The sequence below is a fragment of the Corynebacterium sp. MSK041 genome (genome assembly GCF_030232265.1).
Taxonomy (GTDB): Bacteria; Actinomycetota; Actinomycetes; order Mycobacteriales; family Mycobacteriaceae; genus Corynebacterium.
Genome location: NZ_JASPJK010000011.1, coordinates 16,162 through 34,787 on the forward strand (window position 1 = coordinate 16,162; position 18,626 = coordinate 34,787).

Consider the following 18,626-nt stretch of genomic DNA (forward strand, 5'->3'; position numbering starts at 1 on the left):
GGTGCGAAGTCTAGTGGACACCGCCATAATGGCAGCCATGAGCACATTGACCTCCTCTTTCATCGAAGAGCATTTGCTTATCGACGACCCCCACCTCGCCGCCGCCCTCACCCGCACCGCCGGCCAGCTTGCCCTGCGCATGCGCGCTGAGGGACTGGAGACCGCCCAGAAAACCTCCGTGTCTGATGTGGTGACGCAGGCGGATACTGCCGCTGAGCAGTTCGTTGTGGAGGCGTTAGCAGCCCTACGCCCCGAGGACGGCTTGCTAGGTGAGGAAGGCGCTGCCAAAGAATCCAGCAGCGGCCGCACCTGGGTGATTGACCCGGTGGATGGCACCTATAACTTCTCGTGTGGGTCTGATTACTTCTGTTCCGCACTGGCGTTGGTGGAAGGCGATCCTACTGAACCGGAGCGAATCCTGGCCAGCGCCGTGACCCGCCCAGCCTTGGACACCACGTGGGTGGCTGATGGCCTCGCTGCTTCTATCAACGGCACTCCCTTGCCCGCTTTGGAGTCTGCCCCGCTGCAAGCCCTCGCGCTGGCTACCTACCTGCACCCGCGCGATATGAACAACGCTGCCATCCGCGATTCCTGGCTTCAAGCTGTCAACAGTGCCGCCACGGTGCGCATGTTTGGTGCTGGTTCCATCGACTTGGCCACCGTGGCCAGCGGTGGCGTGGGCGGGTGGCTCCAACATTCCGTGCCCGCCTGGGACTGGCTGCCCGGAAAAGCACTGGTGGAGGCAGTCGGCGGACGCGCCGAGCAGATCACCGCGGGTGGAGTGACCTGGAGTGTTGCCGGCAATCCCCAGCTGGTGGCCGATGTTCTGGCTAAACTTGAGAGCCATGTCTAACTACTCCGACGATCTGGCACTCGCCCTTGAACTGGCGGATATCGCTGACGGCATCACCCTTGACCGCTTTGAGTCCACGGATCTCTCCGTGGACTCAAAGCCGGATATGACTCCGGTGACGGACGCGGACCTCGCCGTTGAGGCTGCCCTGCGCAGTCGCTTGGAGGACGCCCGCCCCGCCGATGCCGTCCTCGGCGAGGAATACGGCGGCAACGTCACCTTCTCCGGCCGCCAGTGGGTCATTGACCCGATCGATGGCACCAAGAACTTCGTTCGTGGCGTTCCTGTGTGGGCCACCCTGATCGCGCTGCTGGAAGACGGCAAACCGGTCGTAGGCGTCATCAGCGCCCCCGCCCTTGCCCGCCGCTGGTACGCCAGCGAAGGAAGCGGTGCTTGGCGCACGTTCGGCGACGGTGCTGTGCGGAAGTTGTCCGTGTCCGGGGTGGACCGGGTGGAGGATGCGTCGTTGGCGATTTCGTCGTTAAGCGGATGGCACGATCGCGGCTTGCGTGAGAATCTCATCGCGCTGACGGATGCGACATGGCGTCTGCGCGGCTACGGCGATTTCTTCTCGTATTGCCTGGTCGCGGAAGGTGCTGTGGATATTGCTGCGGAGCCGGAAGTCTCCCTGTGGGACCTGGCACCGCTGGCCATCCTGGTGACGGAGGCCGGCGGTCGTTTCACTTCCTTGGCTGGTGAGGACGGCCCGCACGGCGGCGATGCCCTTGCCACGAACGGCCCGCTTCACGAGGACGTCCGCGCCCGCCTTACGCGAGCCTAAAGCCCTGGCCCGGCCCCGGCGTGGCGTTGAGGTCCCGCATCACCGCGTCGATGTTGCGCGACACCGTCGGCGCGTGGAAGCCACCCTGCAACGGCGTGTGGCAGGACAGGTTGACCTGTTGCGGCAGAATCCCGCCGTTGATCATGCCGACCAGCCGGCCCCCCGCATACACCGGCGCACCGGAATCCCCTTCCATCGCACAGACCTGCGTGATGTGGCGGGCAGGCTCAGATGCCCAGGTCACACCACAGGTCACGCCCGTGGCATAGCCGTTCTTGCACAGCGTGTCACCGGTCTTAGCCCAGCCACCGAGCGAGCGGATCGTCGTGCCGTTGTAGCTGCCCGTCACTTCCGCATTGGGGCCAAGCTCAATCACGGCGTAGTCCAGCGCGCCATTCTTGCGCACGATGCGGCCCGAGTAGCCAGCCTCCAGCGAATCCGCCGCGGCCACCAGCTCCCCCACGTTGCCGCAGTGGCCGGCCGTCAGCGCGATCTTCCTGCCGGCCGCATCCCAGCCAGCTGCAGTGACGGTGCACATGCCGAACTGTCCCACGTAAATCGGCGTGCCGGGCCCGTATAGCGATGTGCCCCTGCCCACCGCCGCGCGGGCCGCGGGGTTTACTGGGTTGGCGTCAAAGAACGACCCCGGCACACGGTTGAGCACCCGGTCCGCAAACGGCTTGCCCGCCATCACCTTGGACACCGGGTCCGTCTTCCAGTGGTAGTTCGGATCCACCTGCGCATTGGCCACCGCGGGCACCATGCTGAGCAGCAGCGCTGCCGCCACAATTCTTCCGGCACGTTTCATCCTCGGCCCCTTCCTGCCTGGTAATTTCGCACTAATCTTGTCACACCTCTTGTCCTTTCCCGGTGAGCCCACCCCCAGTACTGTTACTGTGGTGCGGGTGAATCAACGACTCATCGTTCCTGACCTTGCCCGTGGCCTTGCATTGCTGGGCATCGCCATGGCAAATATTTCCACTGCCTGGATCATCGCTGACATGCCTGGCGCGACTGGCGAATATGTCGGCTGGGTCCAGCCCGGCAATGTGGCCGACCAAATCGCGGCGATGTTTGCCGCCATGTTTGTCCACGTGCGTGGCCTACCCATGTTCTCCACGCTGCTTGGCTTCGGTGTCGGCCTGATCACCATGAGCCTGTCGCGGAAGAACTACCCGGCCAAGCAGGCCCGACTCGTGTTGGTGAAACGCTACGGCATCCTGGCTCTCTTCGGCCTTGTGCACATGTTCTTCATCTTCAACGGTGACATCATGGTCTCCTACGGTCTGTGCGGCATGGTTCTGGGCCTGCTCATCGCCGTGCGCACAAAAATCTTGCGGATCATTGCCTACTGCTTCATTGGATTCTCCATCTTCATGGCCTTCCTCGGCGCCGTTGGCGCTGCATTCGGTCAGGACCTGATGCTTCCGCTAGATACAACAGACAACTTCACCACTCCCGCTGACTACTTCATCGATAACGCCACCTGGGGCTTCATCATGCTCATCAATGCGGTGATGGCTAACGGTTTCCTCCTCGGCGTGATGCTCATCGGTTTCATCTGGGCTCGCGAAGGCGTGCTAGCTGACGTCAACGCACACCACCGCACCCTGCTCGTCTGGTCCGCCTTGACCGTGGCCGTCATCCTTCTCATTGGCATCCCCTTGGGCCTGGCCTCCATCGGCGTGTTCAGCGGGCGCGTTGAAGCCATCTTCATTGCCCTCAACCAGGGTTTGGGCATGATCACCGGTCCCGGCATCCTGGCCATGCTCGCGTTAGCCACCCAGCGCCTGCACAACAAGGTCCCCGTGGTGTTTTACCCCTTCGTCGCACTGGGCAAGCGTTCCATGTCCGGCTACATCATGCAGTCCCTCCTCTTTATCGTCACGGTCATGCCCTTCGGTCTCGGGTTGGGCCTCGAAGACGGCGTTGCCATGAAGCTCCTCATCGCCACCGGTATCTGGGCTGTCACTCTGGTGTTGGCCACCATCCTCGAGATCACCAACACTCAGGGGCCCTTCGAGTGGGCGCACCGCCACCTCTCGTACGGCAAGACTGGCCGTCTGGAGCCCTACACTGTTGCTCATGCTTGATCTGCGCTGTTACTTCATCACCGGCCACGGCTCGCACGAGCAGATCGTGGCGACCGCCCGCCAAGCCGCTCTCGGCGGCGCCGGCATGATCCAGGTGCGCAGCAAACCCATCAGTGCCCGCGCGCTCTACGACCTGGGCCTCGCTGTGGTCACCGCTGTTCGGTCAGTCAACCCCTCCACGCACGTGCTTATCGACGATCGCGTCGACATCGCCCTCGCCCTCCAACCCCACGGCGTCGCCGGTGTCCACATCGGCCAAGATGACCTGGACCCGCGCGTGGCACGGGAGCTGCTGGGCCCTGATGCGATCATCGGGCTGACCACGGGCACGCTTTCACTCGTTGAGGATGCGAACCAGTACGCCGATGTCATCGACTACATCGGGGCCGGCCCCTTCCGTGCCACGCCGACCAAGGATTCCGGCCGCGAACCATTGGGGCTTGCTGGCTACCCCGAGCTCGTCGCCGCCTCCAAGCTGCCCGTCGTGGCTATCGGTGATGTCACCGTGGATGATGTCGCTGACCTGGCTGGCACGGGCGTGGACGGTGTTGCGATCGTCCGCGGCATCATGAACGCTGCGGACCCACGCGCCTATGTTGAGCAGGTACTGCAGAACTTCCGCTAGTCGGCGAACGAGTCTGAATCACCTCCGTCCTCCGCGATTGGCAGGCACACATAATCGTCATCCCTGACCGGCAGAGCGAAGTCATAGGAGACGTACCGGGCGCCATCCCGGAAATCGAAGACGATATTGTGGCGGTCCCGCTGGATCCTCACATAACCGTCCGTGACAAGTGAGTGGCAGCCAGAGCACAGCGGCAAGAGGTTATCCAGGTTTGTCATTCCGCCATCTGCCCACTCCCGTATGTGGTGGATTTCCATGAAGCGCCGATGGATACAACCCGGCATTGCGCACTGGCCTCCCCACATCGCCATCAACGCCTTCACCTGCTTGTCCGTGGCCAGACGCGCACCTCGGCCGACGTTGAGCACCAGCCCGTGTTTGTCCACGATGTTCAGCTTCATCATCGCGTTGGACACGATGTTCGCTAGTGCCGTGGATGGTGCACCAGCATTGTTGGGCAGGTAGGCCTCGCCGCTCACCGTCATCATCACATTCACCTGCGCAGCCGGTGCACGCAGCGCGTTCTTCGGGTTTGTGCGCACAATATTCACCATGCCCATGAGCGCGTAGAGCATCGCCCGCCCGGTGGGGAGCCCGAAACTGGACTTGTCCCGCTTCGCTAGCTGCTTCTCCTCGTCGATTTTCTGGTTGTAAAGGTTGTCGATGCTGGCATCGTCGTTAAGCTCCGCGAGCTCTTCTTCCCCCGCACAAAACGCGAGGTGACCGATCTTGAGAGCTGCTGCCAGCGCTTCCCCGTCGACGGCGTTGAGCTTGCCCCACACGTTCACGTCGCCGTTCTCGTCCTGGCTCATGCGGAGGTAATGCTCCGGATAGTCCTCGCCCGCACCCGTTTTCGGCTTGCCGGCGAGCGCGTGCTCCAGCCCGTGATAGCCGAGCTCTATCGCGCGATTGACCAGTTCAACCTCATTATCTGGGGCGAGATATTTGAGTAGAAGGCGCACTGCGGAATAGCTCAGCTTGCCTTCCCCAAACATCAGCTTGAGGTACGGGAAACTCTCTAGCTGGCGGGCGACCGCCACGTATTCGTAGGCTGTGGAATGAGAGATCCCCAATCTTCGGATCAACCACGCGCTCGTGCTCGTTGCCCCGAGCTCTTGGGCTAACCCGAGGTAATCAAACTCCGCGATCTGCGCCAGGAGCGAAGCCTTAGAACGCATCATCGTGGCATACGTATCAATGATCCTCGCGCCTACATGCGCAGCTAGAAGGTTCGGCTCCGCAAGTGTCGCTGTCATGATGTCCCCCTATTTGTTCGTTGTAAATGTGTCGTGGGGACACCATACAAAACGAGCGCGACATCATTCGAACGACAATTCGAACATAACCTAAGGAAATGAGTCCGCATTGCGGACTCCCTGGGACTTTGCGTTCATACCAAAACGTAGGCTTCAAACGCGCCACAAAACGCATCGAGCACTTATTCGAAACTAACCTAAGAAAAAGAGTCCGCATTGCGGACTCCCTGGGGTTTTATAGGCCCAATAGATGGCCTCCCGCGGGAACCCGCCCAAACTCATAAAGATTATGGGGTAAGCCATTTTTATTTATAGTTTTTCCCTCAAACCCACTCGAAGGCACCATTTTTTCGGCATAATGTGACCTGTCCCACTATCTAGCTCTGATGAACGGAGGAATCACATGGCAACAGCTATCGACCAGCGCGAGTCACAAAAGCCACCGCGTGACCCATTCTTCGCCCGAGCCATGCGACCAATCAATCGACTAATTGAGGAGTACACGCCTTCTGCCCTTACCTTTGCGATTGCGCTCACCGCTGTAGTGGCAATCATGGCGCTCCTCTTCACCGATGCTGGTCCAGCTGACATTGCTCTTGGTTGGGGCGACGGGCTTTCCGGCCTGCTGGAGTTCATGACGCAAATGGCCCTCGTGCTCCTCCTGGGGTCGATCCTCGCTGGCACCAAAGCGGTGCGCACTTTGCTGAGCAAACTTGCCACGGTTCCCAAGAATCCGCTTTCCGCGTACCTATTCATCTTTGGCATTACCGCTATGGCCATGCTCTTTTCCTGGGGTCTTGGACTGATTCTGGGCGCCATTCTGGCCAAGAATGTGGCCGTTCAATTCCACCAGCGTGGCGAGCGAATCAGTTTCCCCATGCTCATTGCCTCCGCATACTCATCCATGGTTGTGTGGCACATGGGCTACTCGGGCTCTTCACAGCTCACTGCAGCAACGGAAGGGTCTTTCATTGCTGAGCAGCTCGGCCACACCATCCCCTTGTCCGACACGCTTTTCGCATGGTGGAACCTGGTCACCATCGTTTTTACTCTTGCGTGTGTCGCACTTGTCCTTTTCATCCTCGCACCACGAGAAGTGCAAGTCTCTCATCTAATTAAGGACGAGACGGTAGCCCAGCTCGTCGATGCAGAAGATGTCGCTGCGCCGAAGGATACGATGGCAGACCGTGTCGACGCCTCGCGGATCCTCACACTAGTCGTTGGCCTGGCACTTGTGACCTATCTCGTGCTGCACTTCATTAATGGTGGCAGCGTTACTCTCAACATCGTCAACTGGACGTTCCTTACCCTCATCTTCCTCTTGGTCCGCAGCCCCCACGAGCTTGGCCAGCTAACTAAGGAAGCGGCTTCGAACGTCGGCGACATCCTGCTCCAGTTCCCTCTCTATGCAGGCATTATGGGCATCATGACCTCGACGGGTCTTGCGGCAATCTTGTCCAACTCCATTGTTGCCGTTGCTACCCCGGAAACGCTGGGCGTCCTCGGCTTCATTTCCGCCGGAATCGTGAATTTCTTCGTGCCATCAGGCGGTGGCCAGCTCGCTGTCCAAGGGCCCATCCTGTTGGATGCCGCCCAGCAAATGGGCGCCTCACCCGAAATGGTTGTCATGGCGATTGCTTACGGCGACCAGTGGACAAACATGATCCAGCCATTTTGGGCATTGCCAATGCTCGCTGTCGCCGGCATGAAGATTCGTGATGTCCTGGGCTACACCACAGCAACACTTGTTGCTGCCGGAATCCCAATGGCAATCATGATGCTCATCGTCGGATACACCGTGTAAACCCTGCTACTTCAACCCGTATTGGAGCTGTAATGTCTCACTCGAAAATCGTTCAGAACGCAGAAGAAGCCCTAGCCGGTCTCTCTAACGGCATGACACTTGCTGTTGGTGGTTTCGGTATTTGCGGTAATCCGCTAATCCTACTCAGGAATATCGTTCAAACAGAACTCAGAGATCTCACCGTGTACTCGAACAATCCGGGCACGATGATTGATGATCAGCACCTCGGCTTGTCACTGTTGTTCCAAGCTAAACAAGTGAAGAAGTTCTGTGGTTCCTATTTTGGATTCAACAAAGAATTTGAACGCCAGTATTTCAACGGCGAGATCGAAGTAGATCTCATCCCCCAAGGCACCCTGGCCGAAAAGCTCCGCGCTGGCGGCGCAGGTATTCCGGCTTTTTATACCGCCACCGGTGTGGATACTGCCCGCGCAGACGGTGGACTCCCTGAGCTTTACGGCAGCGATGGCAACTTGGCCCGCGAGTCGCAACCGTTAGAAACACGTGAGTTCACTTTCAAGGGCACGACTCAGACTTATGTTCTGGAAGAGGGCGTCGTAACTGATTTCTCTCTTCTCCGCGCGTGGAAGGCTGATCCGGAAGGCAACTTGGTTTTCCGTCGCACGGCCAACAACTTCAATGCTGATGCGGCGACATGCGGAAAGATCACAGTCGTCGAAGTGGAGAACCTCGTTGAAACGGGTGATCTCGACCCCGATGAAATTGATGTTCCCAGCATCTTCGTTGATCGCATCCTGCCGCTGACACCAGAGCAGGCTGAAGACAAGTATGTGGAACGCGCAACGGTGCGGTCTCACGAAGAAGAGCACGACACAAAGAGCACAGCGAATGACTCTCCTGAAAAAGGATGGAGTCGCCTCCAGATTGCTGAACGCGCCGCACTTGAATTGCAGGATGGCGAATACGTCAATCTGGGCATCGGAATGCCCACAGCGGTTGCTAACTACATTCCAGACGGAATCTCGGTGACCCTGCAATCCGAAAACGGCATCCTCAAAACGGGCCCCTTCCCTTACGAGGAAGAGCTCGACCCAGACATCATCAATGCTGGTAAGGAGACTGTCACTATTCTTCCCGGGGGCGCGACGTTCAGTTCTTCTCTGTCCTTCGCAATGATCCGTGGCGGGCATGTAGACACCGCCATCCTTGGCGCGCTGGAAGTGTCTGAAAAAGGCGATATCGCCAACTGGAGCATCCCGGGCAAGAAAATGACCGGTATGGGCGGGGCCATGGATTTGGTGAAGGGAGCGCGCAAAGTCATTGCCGTCATGGACCACGTTTCCAGGAAAGACGGCGCCCCACGTGTGCTGAAGGAGTGTGCTCTGCCACTCACAGCCAAGGGAGCAGTAGACAAAATCATTACAAATCTCTGCGTTTTCGACGTGACCGACCAAGGCCTAGTCCTCGTCGAGCTCGCACCGGGAGTCACCGAGGAGGACATCGCTGCAGCGACCGAAGCGAGCTATACGGTTGCCTAGTCCTCCATCTCCGCGAAGGCCTCCTCCACCGAGTCATGCTCCTCGCGGGATTCCTCCCACACTTCCTTTGCGGCGGAGAGATTCACGAAGATGATGATCGCAGCGACGATGATGTCGAACCAGGCGGTGGCCCACACGAAGGTGAGCAGTCCAGCGAGGATGATGAGGAGGTTGGCCAATGCATCGTTACGCGCAGCCAGCCAGGCACCCGTTGCTAGCGACGACCCCTGGTTGCGCAGGCGCAACAGGATCACGGCGCAGATCAGATTGACCACGAGAGCGCCGAGCGCGATGCCAGTTAGACCCGACGGCGACGGCGGCTCCGGGTTGATGATCTTCAGAACTACGGTCACCAGCGCGGCAACAGCCGGAATAAGAATGAGGCCGGAAAGAACGGAGCCTGCCACGCGACGCTTAGAAGCCGGCCACGCCACCGCAAAGAAAACCAGCAGGTTAATGGCGGTGTCTTCGAGGAAGTCTGCCGAGTCGGCAAAGAGAGACGCCGAGCCGATCGCGATAGCAGCTGTGAACTCGACGAAGAAATAGCCGAGATTCAGCAGCGCCACGATCAGAACGGCGCGACGAATACGTTGTTCAGTCATAGCTAGTAGCTGCTGAATCCGTCGTCTGAAAGCGTGTGCTTTTCATCGCCGGTGATCGCCGGGTTGAAGATGGAGACGAGGATCAGGTCCTCGTCTTTGCCGCCACGCAGGTAGTGCGCGTCGTGCTCGTCGAGGACGTAAATCGTGCCCGGGGTGATCGGGTACACGTTGCCCTCGGTGTCCTCGACCTCGCCGGAGCCAGCGATGCAGTAGCAGGCTTCGAGGTGGTTGCGGTACTGCAGTTTGGACTCGGTGCCGGCGCGCACGACGGTGTGCGCGACAGCGAAGCCCATGTTGTCTTTCGCGGTGAGCACGCGCTCGGAGGTGCCGCCACCCCACTCAACAGTTTCGACATCTTCTCGGGAACGAATGAACATGATTCTCCTTCCAGTTACCCGTTCCACGGTACGCGTAAGCTCGTGGGCATGATTCTTGCCATCATCACCGCAGAAGTTGCGTTCTGGCTCTGTTTGTTTGGCGGAATGTTCCTGCGCTATGCCCTTAAGTTGCCTAAAGCAGGAATTGTGCTGCTAGCGGCAACCCCCCTCATTGACCTTGCTTTACTCGTTTACACGTTTTGGAGTCTGGCCGATACGCACCGCGCAAATTTTTTCCACGCATTCGGCGCTTTCTACGTCGTTTTTTCCATTGTTTTCGGCAAAGATCTGGTTCTCGCACTGGACAAGAAGTGGCGTGGTGAAACAGAGATCAGTGGTGAGGGCTTCAGCCGCTCGATCCGCGACAATCTGATCCGCGCGGTCATTGCCTCCGGGATCACCATCCTCATCCTCGTAGCCATGGTCTTTGTTACAGGCATCGCCGGTAGTTTTTGGTTGTTCTATTGGATCATTGCTATGGCGTTTCTGCCGGCCTGCTGGTGGGCAATCGATAAATGGGTGGAAAGAAGGAAAGCATGAAGGTCGCAGTAGTAGGCGCAGGAATTATTGGCTTATCGACGAGCCTTACCCTCGCCGACCACGGCCACCAGGTCACCGTGTACGACCCAGCACCAGCTAGTGGTGCCACGTGGCATGCGGGTGGGATGCTCGCCCCGGCGGCTGAGGTGGTCTACCAGCAGGATCCGCTGTTTCCACTCATGATCGCGGCCGGGAAGTGGTACCCGGAGCTCATCGCGCTGATACAGAAGTACACGGACTCCCCCACCGGCTACCGCACGGAGGGAACACTGGTGGTGGCTAAGGACCACGCGGACAAGACCCACTTGGAAGAGCTGCAGGAATACCAGCAGCTGCATGGGATGACCACGGAGCGCATCACTACGCGGGAGGCGCGGAAGCTCGAGCCGGCGCTCGCTCCCGCCATCAGCGGTGCCGTGCATATCCCCGGTGACCACCAAGTGCGGCCGCGTCTCATCGCGGCAGCGCTGCAAGATGCGTGCCACAATGCCGGGGTGACGTTCGTGGCGGAGACGGTGAAAGATGTCAACGATGTCGCAGCTGATCAGGTGCTGCTGGCCAACGGTTTGGGCGCCCGCGAAACGACGGGCTGGTTCGAGGGCACGACCCCGTTGAAGCTGCGCCCGGTATACGGCGACATGGTAGAGCTGCGCGTTCCGGAACACCAGCAGCCACTGGTTAAGCGGGTGATTCGCGGGTTCGTGGAGGACCGGCCGATCTACCTCATCCCGCGCGAAGACGGAACGCTCACCATCGGCGCCACCACCCGCGAGGACGACCGCCCCGAGCCACAGGCAGGCGGGGTGCTGCAGCTGCTGCGCGACGCCAGTGAGATTGTGCCGGGAATTGAGGAATGCGACATCATCGAAACCCACGTTGGAGCCCGTCCAGGCTCCCCGGATGATCTGCCGTACCTTGGCCGGGTGAATGACCGGGTGGTGGTGTCCACTGGCTATTTCCGCCACGGAATCCTGTTGACGGGGGTGGGGGCTAGGTGTGGGGCGGAGATCGTCGAGAAGCTTAAGCCCTCCGTAGACTTGGAGGCCTGTAACCCGCTGAGGCACAAGGAGAACCATGAAGCTGACAGTGAATAATGAGGCGGTCACCACGGAGGCGACAACCGTGAAGGGGCTGCTTGAGGAGTTGCTTGGGAAGGTCCCCGCTGGCACCGCCGTCGCCGTGGACGGCGATGTGGTGCCGAAGTCGCAGTGGGAGACGCACTCGCTGAGCGAAGACGCCCGCGTGGATATTCTTACCGCTGTTCAGGGAGGCTAAACGTGCTGGAAATTGCCGGCAAGCAGTTCGATTCCCACCTAATCATGGGCACGGGCGGGGCGAGCTCGCAGGACATGCTCGAGCGCGCGCTGATCGCGTCGGGGACGCAGATGACCACGGTGGCGATGCGGAGGTTCGCTGCTACCGCTCCCACGGGCGAGTCGGTCTTTGACCTGCTCAACCGGCTGAATATCGCGCCGCTGCCAAACACCGCTGGCTGCCGTACCGCGCGCGATGCGGTGATCACGGCGAAGCTGGCGCGCGAGGCGCTGGGCACAGACTGGGTGAAACTCGAGGTTATCGCCGATGATCGCACTCTGCTGCCCGATGTTGTGGAGACCGTGGATGCGTGCGAGATGCTTGTCGACGAGGGCTTCACCGTCCTCGCCTACACCTCCGATGACCCTGTGGCAGCGAAGCGGCTGGAGGACCTCGGTGCGGCTGCGGTCATGCCGCTGGGCGCACCGATTGGGACTGGCCTGGGCATTTTGAACCCGCACAACATTGAGCTGATTTGTTCGCGGGCGGAAGTACCCATCCTCATCGATGCCGGTGTGGGCACTGCCTCCGATGCGGCTTTGGCGATGGAGCTTGGCTGCGATGGTGTGCTTCTGGCCAGCGCCGTGAACCGCTGTCAGGACCCTGTAGCTATGGCTAAGGCGATGCGTCTAGCCGTGGAAGCAGGACTGCTTGCGCGTGAGGCGGGGAGGATTCCGAAGAGGGAGCACGCGGTGGCGTCCTCAAGCTTTGATGGCCTGGTCAGCTGGGCAGATCAGGTTTTGTAACCGAAAACTCCGTAGAATGTACATGACGGGGGCCACATGGGCCCCGCGCTACCTCAAGGAGTTCAACCATGAAACGCACACTTGGCGCCACGGTTCTCGCCGCTGGTCTTGTCACCGCCGCGTTCACTCCGAATGCGGCAGCCAACCCCAACTACGTATCCAACGCCAACAACACCGTCCGCTGCTACATGGTCGAGGGTGAAACACTCTGTGTCAGCGACATCGGCCGCGACGCGCAGCCGGAGTGCAACCCGCCGAACCATCTCATCCCGGCCGTGTCCATCCAGCGCAACTGGGTGGGCACCAAGTGCTGGAACCAGGGTTTTGATGGCCAGCCAATGCGCCTCAACCCGCTGCAGATTCACGTCAACGGCAGCAGGGTTGTCATCCCAGGTTTGGCCGGTGAGTTGTACGTCCTTGACGTGGCAAAGCCGGCGCTGGTTCGCGCCGGCACGCACAATGCAGTGTTGTTTGCCCTCTAACTAGTCCTCCTTGGAATCTGAGGACTCTGGCGTCTCACCGTCCACCACCAGTGCTTCGGTGAGGCGCCATGTTTCGTTCTCAAAGTCGTACTCGAGCTCAGGGCGGTCGATCTCATTGCCCTCCGCGTCATAGCCCGGCGCGGGCTTGGCTTCGGCTTCCTCGTACTTCTCGGCCGTGTCGGTCTTCTCCCACTTACGGGAACGGAAGCGGCGGTCAGCGGAGGCGTCATCGCTCATTGCCTTGATCAGCGCGTACATCATGATGAAGTACACGAAGAAGAATGGCAGGGCGATGATGATCACCACTTCTTGCAGAGCTTGAATGCCGGAGTCGTTGATGAACAGCAGCGCAGCCGTAACCACACCGACGGAACATGCCCAGGCGACTCGGTAGTAGCCCGGTGATTTTTCTTCCTCGCCAGTGGCAAACATGTCCATGACCATCGCGGCGGAGTCAATGGATGTGACGAAGTAGAAGACGATCACAGCCAGGGCGACCGTGCCGGTGATCGTGTACAGCGGGTACTGCGCAAGCAAGGTAAACAGTGCCTGCGGTGTCTCACCATCTTCCACGACAGGGCCGGTGAGCACACCCGGGTTCTCGCTTTCCACTTCAAGGGCAGCGCGACCGAAGGTAGCAAACCAGATGATGTCAAAGAGAGTGGGCAGCATGATCGTGCCAGCGATGAACTCGCGGACACTGCGGCCACGGGAAATGCGGGCGAAGAACATACCCACGTACGGCGACCAACAGATGGTCCACGCCCAGTAGAACGCAGTCCAGGTGGCATGCCAGCCGGGGTTCTCACCGTTTGAATCCACCCAGAACATCAGCTCTGGCAGCGAATTGGCGTAGATGCCAAAGGACTCGGTGATGTGCCCAATGATCTTCAAGGTCGGGCCCGCGATGAACAGGAACACCAGCAACAGGATGGAGCCGATGATGTTCAGATTGGACAGCAGCTTCACGCCCTTGTCCAGGCCGGTAGCCACGGAGATGGAGGCGACCAGGGTGATGGCAATGATGATCACCAGCTGCACCCACGTCACCAGCGGGACGTCGAACATGATGTTCAGGCCGGCACTGATCTGCAGCACACCAAGGCCCACGGAGACGGCGAGGCCGAAGACGGTGCCGATGATGCCCACTGCGTCGAGAAGCTTGCCGGGCCACTCGTACACCTTGGATCCTAGCAGCGGGGAGAACATCGAGGAGTAGCGCGCGGGCATCTTGCGCTTGTAAATGAAGTAACCCATAGCCAGGCCAGGCAGGGTGAAGATCACCCACATGTGAATACCGAAGTGGTAGTAGGTGAACTCAAAAGCTTGGCGGATGGCGCCGGGGCTCATGGATTCAAAGTCGCCGCGCGGCGGGTTGAAGGAGTGGTGCAGAGGTTCAGCCGCACCCCAGAACATCAGGGTTGCGCCCATGCCGGCGGCAAACAGCATGGAGAACCAGACGGGGAGGGAGTACTCCGGGTCATCGTCATCATCGCCGAGTTTGAAGTTGCCGTATTTAGATACGAAAACAACAATGAGGAAGACGAACACCGTGGACACACCGCCGATGTACAGCCACGCGAAGTTGTCCATCATCCAGCCGGAGACCTGCGAGTATGTCTCACGGGCACGCTCGCCGAAAATGATGGTGGCGGCCACGAAAAGGGTGATGAACCCGGCCGCGGCGCCGAAGATCAGAGGGTCTGAGTGAAATCTAGGTTTCCTAGGCATGACGATCAAGCTTAAGTTAAAAGCGTGACTAACGCTCATCAGATTCCACAAAGCGAACTTCAACGCACCGCGCGCCAGATGAATTTGCCGGGCTTCGGCCCTGAGCAACAGACCGCGCTCCATGCAGCTCACGTGCTGGTCATCGGGGCAGGCGGCCTTGGTTGCCCCATCATGCAAACGCTCGCCGCGACGGGGGTGGGAAAAATTTCGCTTATCGACGATGACACCGTCGACCTCACCAACATCCACCGTCAAATTCTCTTCGGCGCAGATGATGTCGGCCGGAAGAAGACGGAAGTGGCGGCCGAGCGGCTGAAAGCACTGCAGCCCGACATTGAGGTCACCATCATCGACGGCCGCATGACCGCGGATAACGCCGTGGGACTCCTCGAGGGCATCGATGTGCTTATCGACGGCTCCGATACCTTCGCCACCAAATTCCTCGCCGCCGACGTCGCGGAGATCACCGGCACTCCCCTGGTGTGGGGCTCCGTGCTCCGCTACCGCGGCGACGTCGCCCTGTGGTGGTCCGGCCCAGGTGCCCCGGAAGGCGGCGTAGGCCTGCGTGACCTCTACCCCGACCAACCCGATGCGGGCTCGGTCCCCGACTGCGCCACCGCCGGTGTACTGGGCGTGACCACCTCGGTTGTTGGCGGACTCATGGCCACGGAGGTAATCAAGTTCCTCACCGGCATCGGACAGTCCGAGGTGGGCAAGTTGATGATGTATGACGCGCTGGGGGCGTCGATTAGCGAGTTCCACGTGACCCGCGACCCGGCGCGTGCGCTGACGACCTCTCTGCGCACGAGCTATGGCGAGGTCTGCGCCGTGCCCGACGGTGCGCCGGAGCTGCTCGCACAACTGGAAGCTGGCAAGCTCATTCCGCTGGATGTGCGCGAACCGCACGAAAAAGCCATCGCGGACATGCCTGTTCCTGGCCACCTGCTGCCCACTTCTGATCTGGAGATCCAGCCCCGACTAGCCGCCGATTTCTTGGACAGCGTCGAAGCAGGCTCCCGCGTGCTTGTCTATTGCGCCTCCGGCATCCGCTCACAGTGGTTCGTGGACACCTTCGAACCGCTGGCGAAGGAGCGTGGCATTGAATTGGTGAACTTTCCCGGCGGAGTCAAGCTGCTAGCGTAGGAGCATGACTAACACCAAACTCCCCCTGTCCAACATCGATCCGGATGGCCTGCTGGAATACTCCGCAGTGTTCAGCGACCGCTCCCTGAACCACATGTCTGCCCGCTTCATCGGCGTCATGCAGGAACTGCAGTCCATCCTCCGCGAGACCTACAACGCCTCTACCATGGCCGTTGTCCCCGGTGGTGGCACCTTTGCCATGGAGGCTGTGGCCCGTCAGTTCGCCCGCGGCAAGAAGGCACTGGTGATCCGTACCGGTAACTTCTCCTACCGCTGGACCCAGATCTTCGACACCGGCAATATCACCGACTCCGCCATCGTGCTCAACGCGGAGCCGACCGGTGACGCGCAGCGCCCGTCCTACGTCCCGCCAGCTGCTACGGCACGTATCCGCGAGGAGCGCCCCGCCGTGGTCATCGCCGCCCACGTGGAAACCGCCGCTGGCCTGGAGCTGCCGAAGGAGTACATCACCGAACTGACCCAGGCCACCCACGACGCTGGTGGGCTGTTCGTCCTCGACTGTGTTGCCGCCGGCACCAAGTGGGTGGACATGAAGGAGTGCGGCGTGGACATTCTCATCACCGCCCCGCAGAAGGGCTGGTCCGGCTCCCCGTCCACCGGCTACATCATGTTCTCCGAGGCAGCCCGCGCGGAGCTGAACAACACCACCTCCGATAGCTTTGCCATGGACCTGAAGAAGTGGACCGCGATCTCCGAGGGCTACGCCTCCGGCTCCGCTGCCTACCACGCCACCCTTCCCACTGACACTATCCAGCACAACCTGGCCCTGATGAAGGAAGCCAAGGAAGTCGGGCTGGACACGCTCACCGAACGTCAGGTGGAGCTGGGCACCAAGATCCGCCAGGTTCTGGCTGACCGCGGCTTCGTCTCCGTTGCCGCCCCGGGTTATGAGGCCTCCTCCATCGTGGTCATGCACGCCACCACCCCGGAGCAGGCTAGCGGCGCTGCCTTCAAGCAGGCCGGCATCCAGATCGCTTCCGGTGTGCCGCTGCACGTGGGCGAGCCGGAGAACTTCTCCACTTTCCGCATCGGCCTCTTCGGCCTGGACAAGTGGGCCGACGTCGACGCGGCCGTTGCCCGCTTCACGGAGGCACTGGACAAGGTCGAGCGCTAACCAAACGTCAGCGAATACAACTTCACGCCTGCCGATGGCCGGATGCGCAGCACCCCATCGATGGGCGTGTCGCCTTTCACTAGGTCCAAGGTGCCGTCGGTGACCTCGAAGGTCTTAGTGGAGCCGTCTGGGTACTCCACGTCCACCGACCCATTACCGGACACCACCAGCTGCACCCACGCGGCGTGCACGTTGATGTCCATGTGACCGCCATCAGCCTCCACGGATTCTGGCCCCAGCGTCCACTTCCCGGACAGCGCGAACATGTACGTCCCCGGCGCGGGCTGCTCGCCAAAGTCGCGCGGGCCATCGATGTAGTCCCGCTGCGCTGTGTACTTCGCACGCGCGGTACCCAGGTAGGTCTCCGGGTTACGGTCCTTCGTGCCAGACTCACCCGCTTGCTTTTCGACGACCTCCGGCAACTCCACCCCCGGATTCGCCTCCCGCAGCAGTTGACGGATGAGCTGCTCCGTCTCGGCATACGAGCCCTCCCCTTCCACGATCTGGCGGACATTGCCGTCCTTGTCGATGAGGTAGCGCGCCGGCCAGTAGCGGTTGTTGAAGTTCTTCCAGGTCGCAAAGGAATTGTCTTGCGCCACTGGATAGTGGATGCCTTCTTTCTCCACGGCGGCCTTCACGTTGTCCAGGTCGTGTTCGAAGCCGTACTCCGGGGAGTGGACGCCGACGACGGTGAGGCCGGCGTCGCGGTAGGCGTCGTAAAGCTTGGTGATGTGCTCCCCTGCCCGCTGGCAGTTAATGCAGGCATAGGCCCAGAAGTCCACGAGCATGACGCCGCCGTCCTGCGGGCTTGGCGGCTGGTCGGTGTTGATCCAGTTCTCCAGGCCGGCGAATTCGGGGGCGGGGCCGCAGTCGTGGAGGGTGGAGGGGTCGGAGCGTCGACAAGCATTCAGCTCACCCGTACCCAACGCATTGGTGGCGAAGTCTGAGTTCTCAAAACGCTGCGACAGGCCCGCCGTCCAGTTCGGCAGCGAGCGCTGAATAGCGGCCGGCGCATTGAGCGCGAGCGCGAGCGTGAACACGAGCACGATCGCACCAATCGCGCGGCGGTGACGTTGCACCACGTCGACCTTCTCCCCGATCTTGTTGCCCGCGAGCGCGAAGATGAACAGCGGCAGCGCGGAACCCAGCGCGAAAGCCACGGTGAGCAGCACCGTATTCCAGCCGATCTCACCCGTACTACCCGCCACCGTCACCGCGGCGAGCACTGGCCCTGCACACGGCACGTACACCGCACCGAGCGCCAACCCGATAACAAAACCACCCTTGTCCTTGGCATTCTGCTGGAGCTGGTACGGGCGCGGAATGGCATCAAAGGGCTTCTGCACGATCGCACCGATCTTCGGGAAAATCATGCTCAACCCGACCAGGCACAGCAGGACAATGCCCGTCCACCGCAGCACCGACGGCGGCAAATGCAACACGCTGAGCAACAACGAACCCAGCAACGCAATCACCGCAAAACTAATGGTCAAACCCGCCACCACGTGCGATGGTTTGCGGCCCACACTCACACCGAGCACCACCGGCAACACTGGCAAAATGCACGGCGAGAGCGCTGTGATCACCCCTCCGATAAAGCCGACGAGAACAACACTGAACATCTCAAACGTCCTTACTTCATTGC

Annotated in this window: 19 protein-coding genes; 13 read left to right on the forward strand and 6 right to left on the reverse strand. The window is 60.5% G+C overall.

All coding sequences use genetic code 11. The features are described 5' to 3' along the window. Positions 1-37 precede the first annotated feature (37 nt). The gene (locus QP968_RS08825) at positions 38-853 is read left to right on the forward strand and encodes an inositol monophosphatase family protein (RefSeq protein ID WP_502870931.1); all 816 of its coding nucleotides are present in this window, start codon (positions 38-40) and stop codon (positions 851-853) included. Then, positions 846-1,634 carry a histidinol-phosphatase gene (hisN, locus tag QP968_RS08830; protein ID WP_284856038.1) on the forward strand — a complete coding sequence of 263 codons (789 nt, stop codon included), beginning with the start codon at positions 846-848 and terminating at the stop codon, positions 1,632-1,634. Before QP968_RS08825 ends, hisN begins: the two co-directional genes overlap by 8 nt. Here the strand turns inward: hisN and QP968_RS08835 are convergent. Further along, positions 1,621-2,442 (reverse strand): S1 family peptidase, encoded by an 822-nt coding sequence (locus tag QP968_RS08835; RefSeq protein WP_284856039.1) that lies wholly within the window; start codon positions 2,440-2,442, stop codon positions 1,621-1,623. The genes hisN and QP968_RS08835 overlap by 14 nt on opposite strands. 97 nt (positions 2,443-2,539) lie before the next feature. Here QP968_RS08835 and QP968_RS08840 point away from each other — a divergent pair, with 97 nt between their 5' ends. Both QP968_RS08840 and QP968_RS08845 read left to right on the forward strand, forming a co-directional pair. Continuing rightward, positions 2,540-3,727, forward strand: coding sequence for a DUF418 domain-containing protein (locus QP968_RS08840; RefSeq protein WP_284856040.1), 1,188 nt, complete (start codon positions 2,540-2,542; stop codon positions 3,725-3,727). Continuing rightward, positions 3,711-4,352 (forward strand): thiamine phosphate synthase, encoded by a 642-nt coding sequence (locus tag QP968_RS08845; RefSeq protein WP_284856093.1) that lies wholly within the window; start codon positions 3,711-3,713, stop codon positions 4,350-4,352. The genes QP968_RS08840 and QP968_RS08845 overlap by 17 nt, the downstream gene beginning before the upstream one ends. On the opposite strand, the gene QP968_RS08850 is transcribed toward QP968_RS08845, so the two are convergent. Then, positions 4,349-5,608, reverse strand: a complete 1,260-nt coding sequence (locus QP968_RS08850; RefSeq protein ID WP_284856041.1) for an HNH endonuclease signature motif containing protein — start codon at positions 5,606-5,608, stop codon at positions 4,349-4,351. The two genes, QP968_RS08845 and QP968_RS08850, sit on opposite strands and share 4 nt — an antisense overlap. A gap of 403 nt (positions 5,609-6,011) precedes the next feature. On the opposite strand from QP968_RS08850, the gene QP968_RS08855 reads away from it, so the two are divergent. Then, on the forward strand, positions 6,012-7,412 hold the full coding sequence (locus QP968_RS08855) for a short-chain fatty acid transporter (RefSeq protein ID WP_284856042.1): 1,401 nt from the start codon (positions 6,012-6,014) through the stop codon (positions 7,410-7,412). A 32-nt stretch (positions 7,413-7,444) separates the two neighbouring features. Then, positions 7,445-8,911, forward strand: coding sequence for a 3-oxoacid CoA-transferase subunit B (locus QP968_RS08860; RefSeq protein WP_284856043.1), 1,467 nt, complete (start codon positions 7,445-7,447; stop codon positions 8,909-8,911). On the opposite strand, the gene QP968_RS08865 is transcribed toward QP968_RS08860, so the two are convergent. Together QP968_RS08865 and QP968_RS08870 are read right to left on the reverse strand one after the other, a co-directional pair. Beyond that, positions 8,908-9,513: a cation efflux transmembrane domain-containing protein gene (locus QP968_RS08865; protein ID WP_284856044.1), complete on the reverse strand. Its 606-nt coding sequence runs from the start codon at positions 9,511-9,513 to the stop codon at positions 8,908-8,910. The two genes, QP968_RS08860 and QP968_RS08865, sit on opposite strands and share 4 nt — an antisense overlap. Positions 9,514-9,515: 2 nt before the next feature. Beyond that, complete coding sequence (locus QP968_RS08870; protein ID WP_034665440.1) at positions 9,516-9,890, reverse strand: ectoine synthase; 375 nt, start codon at positions 9,888-9,890, stop codon at positions 9,516-9,518. A 48-nt stretch (positions 9,891-9,938) separates the two neighbouring features. On the opposite strand from QP968_RS08870, the gene QP968_RS08875 reads away from it, so the two are divergent. The 5 genes from QP968_RS08875 to QP968_RS08895 all read left to right on the forward strand — a co-directional run bounded on the left by QP968_RS08875 (position 9,939) and on the right by QP968_RS08895 (position 12,972). Then, positions 9,939-10,430 (forward strand): hypothetical protein, encoded by a 492-nt coding sequence (locus QP968_RS08875; RefSeq protein ID WP_284856045.1) that lies wholly within the window; start codon positions 9,939-9,941, stop codon positions 10,428-10,430. Next, on the forward strand, positions 10,427-11,524 hold the full coding sequence (thiO, locus tag QP968_RS08880) for a glycine oxidase ThiO (RefSeq protein WP_284856046.1): 1,098 nt from the start codon (positions 10,427-10,429) through the stop codon (positions 11,522-11,524). The genes QP968_RS08875 and thiO overlap by 4 nt, the downstream gene beginning before the upstream one ends. After that, on the forward strand, positions 11,505-11,705 hold the full coding sequence (gene thiS, locus QP968_RS08885) for a sulfur carrier protein ThiS (protein WP_284856047.1): 201 nt from the start codon (positions 11,505-11,507) through the stop codon (positions 11,703-11,705). The genes thiO and thiS overlap by 20 nt, the downstream gene beginning before the upstream one ends. Positions 11,706-11,707: 2 nt before the next feature. Continuing rightward, positions 11,708-12,490 carry a thiazole synthase gene (locus tag QP968_RS08890; RefSeq protein WP_284856048.1) on the forward strand — a complete coding sequence of 261 codons (783 nt, stop codon included), beginning with the start codon at positions 11,708-11,710 and terminating at the stop codon, positions 12,488-12,490. 68 nt (positions 12,491-12,558) lie between these two features. Further along, complete coding sequence (locus QP968_RS08895; RefSeq protein ID WP_284856049.1) at positions 12,559-12,972, forward strand: hypothetical protein; 414 nt, start codon at positions 12,559-12,561, stop codon at positions 12,970-12,972. Here the strand turns inward: QP968_RS08895 and QP968_RS08900 are convergent, their stop codons facing one another. Further along, entirely contained in the window at positions 12,973-14,703 is a 1,731-nt protein-coding gene (locus tag QP968_RS08900; protein WP_284856050.1) for a BCCT family transporter, read from the reverse strand. Between the two features lie 24 nt (positions 14,704-14,727). Between QP968_RS08900 and QP968_RS08905 the strand changes: the two genes are divergently transcribed. After that, the gene (locus QP968_RS08905; RefSeq protein ID WP_284856052.1) at positions 14,728-15,846 is read left to right on the forward strand and encodes a ThiF family adenylyltransferase; all 1,119 of its coding nucleotides are present in this window, start codon (positions 14,728-14,730) and stop codon (positions 15,844-15,846) included. Positions 15,847-15,850: 4 nt separating this feature from the next. Continuing rightward, positions 15,851-16,981 carry an aminotransferase class V-fold PLP-dependent enzyme gene (locus QP968_RS08910; protein WP_284856053.1) on the forward strand — a complete coding sequence of 377 codons (1,131 nt, stop codon included), beginning with the start codon at positions 15,851-15,853 and terminating at the stop codon, positions 16,979-16,981. Here the strand turns inward: QP968_RS08910 and QP968_RS08915 are convergent. After that, entirely contained in the window at positions 16,978-18,603 is a 1,626-nt protein-coding gene (locus tag QP968_RS08915) for a cytochrome c biogenesis protein CcdA (protein ID WP_284856054.1), read from the reverse strand. The two genes, QP968_RS08910 and QP968_RS08915, sit on opposite strands and share 4 nt — an antisense overlap. Positions 18,604-18,626 lie beyond the last annotated feature (23 nt).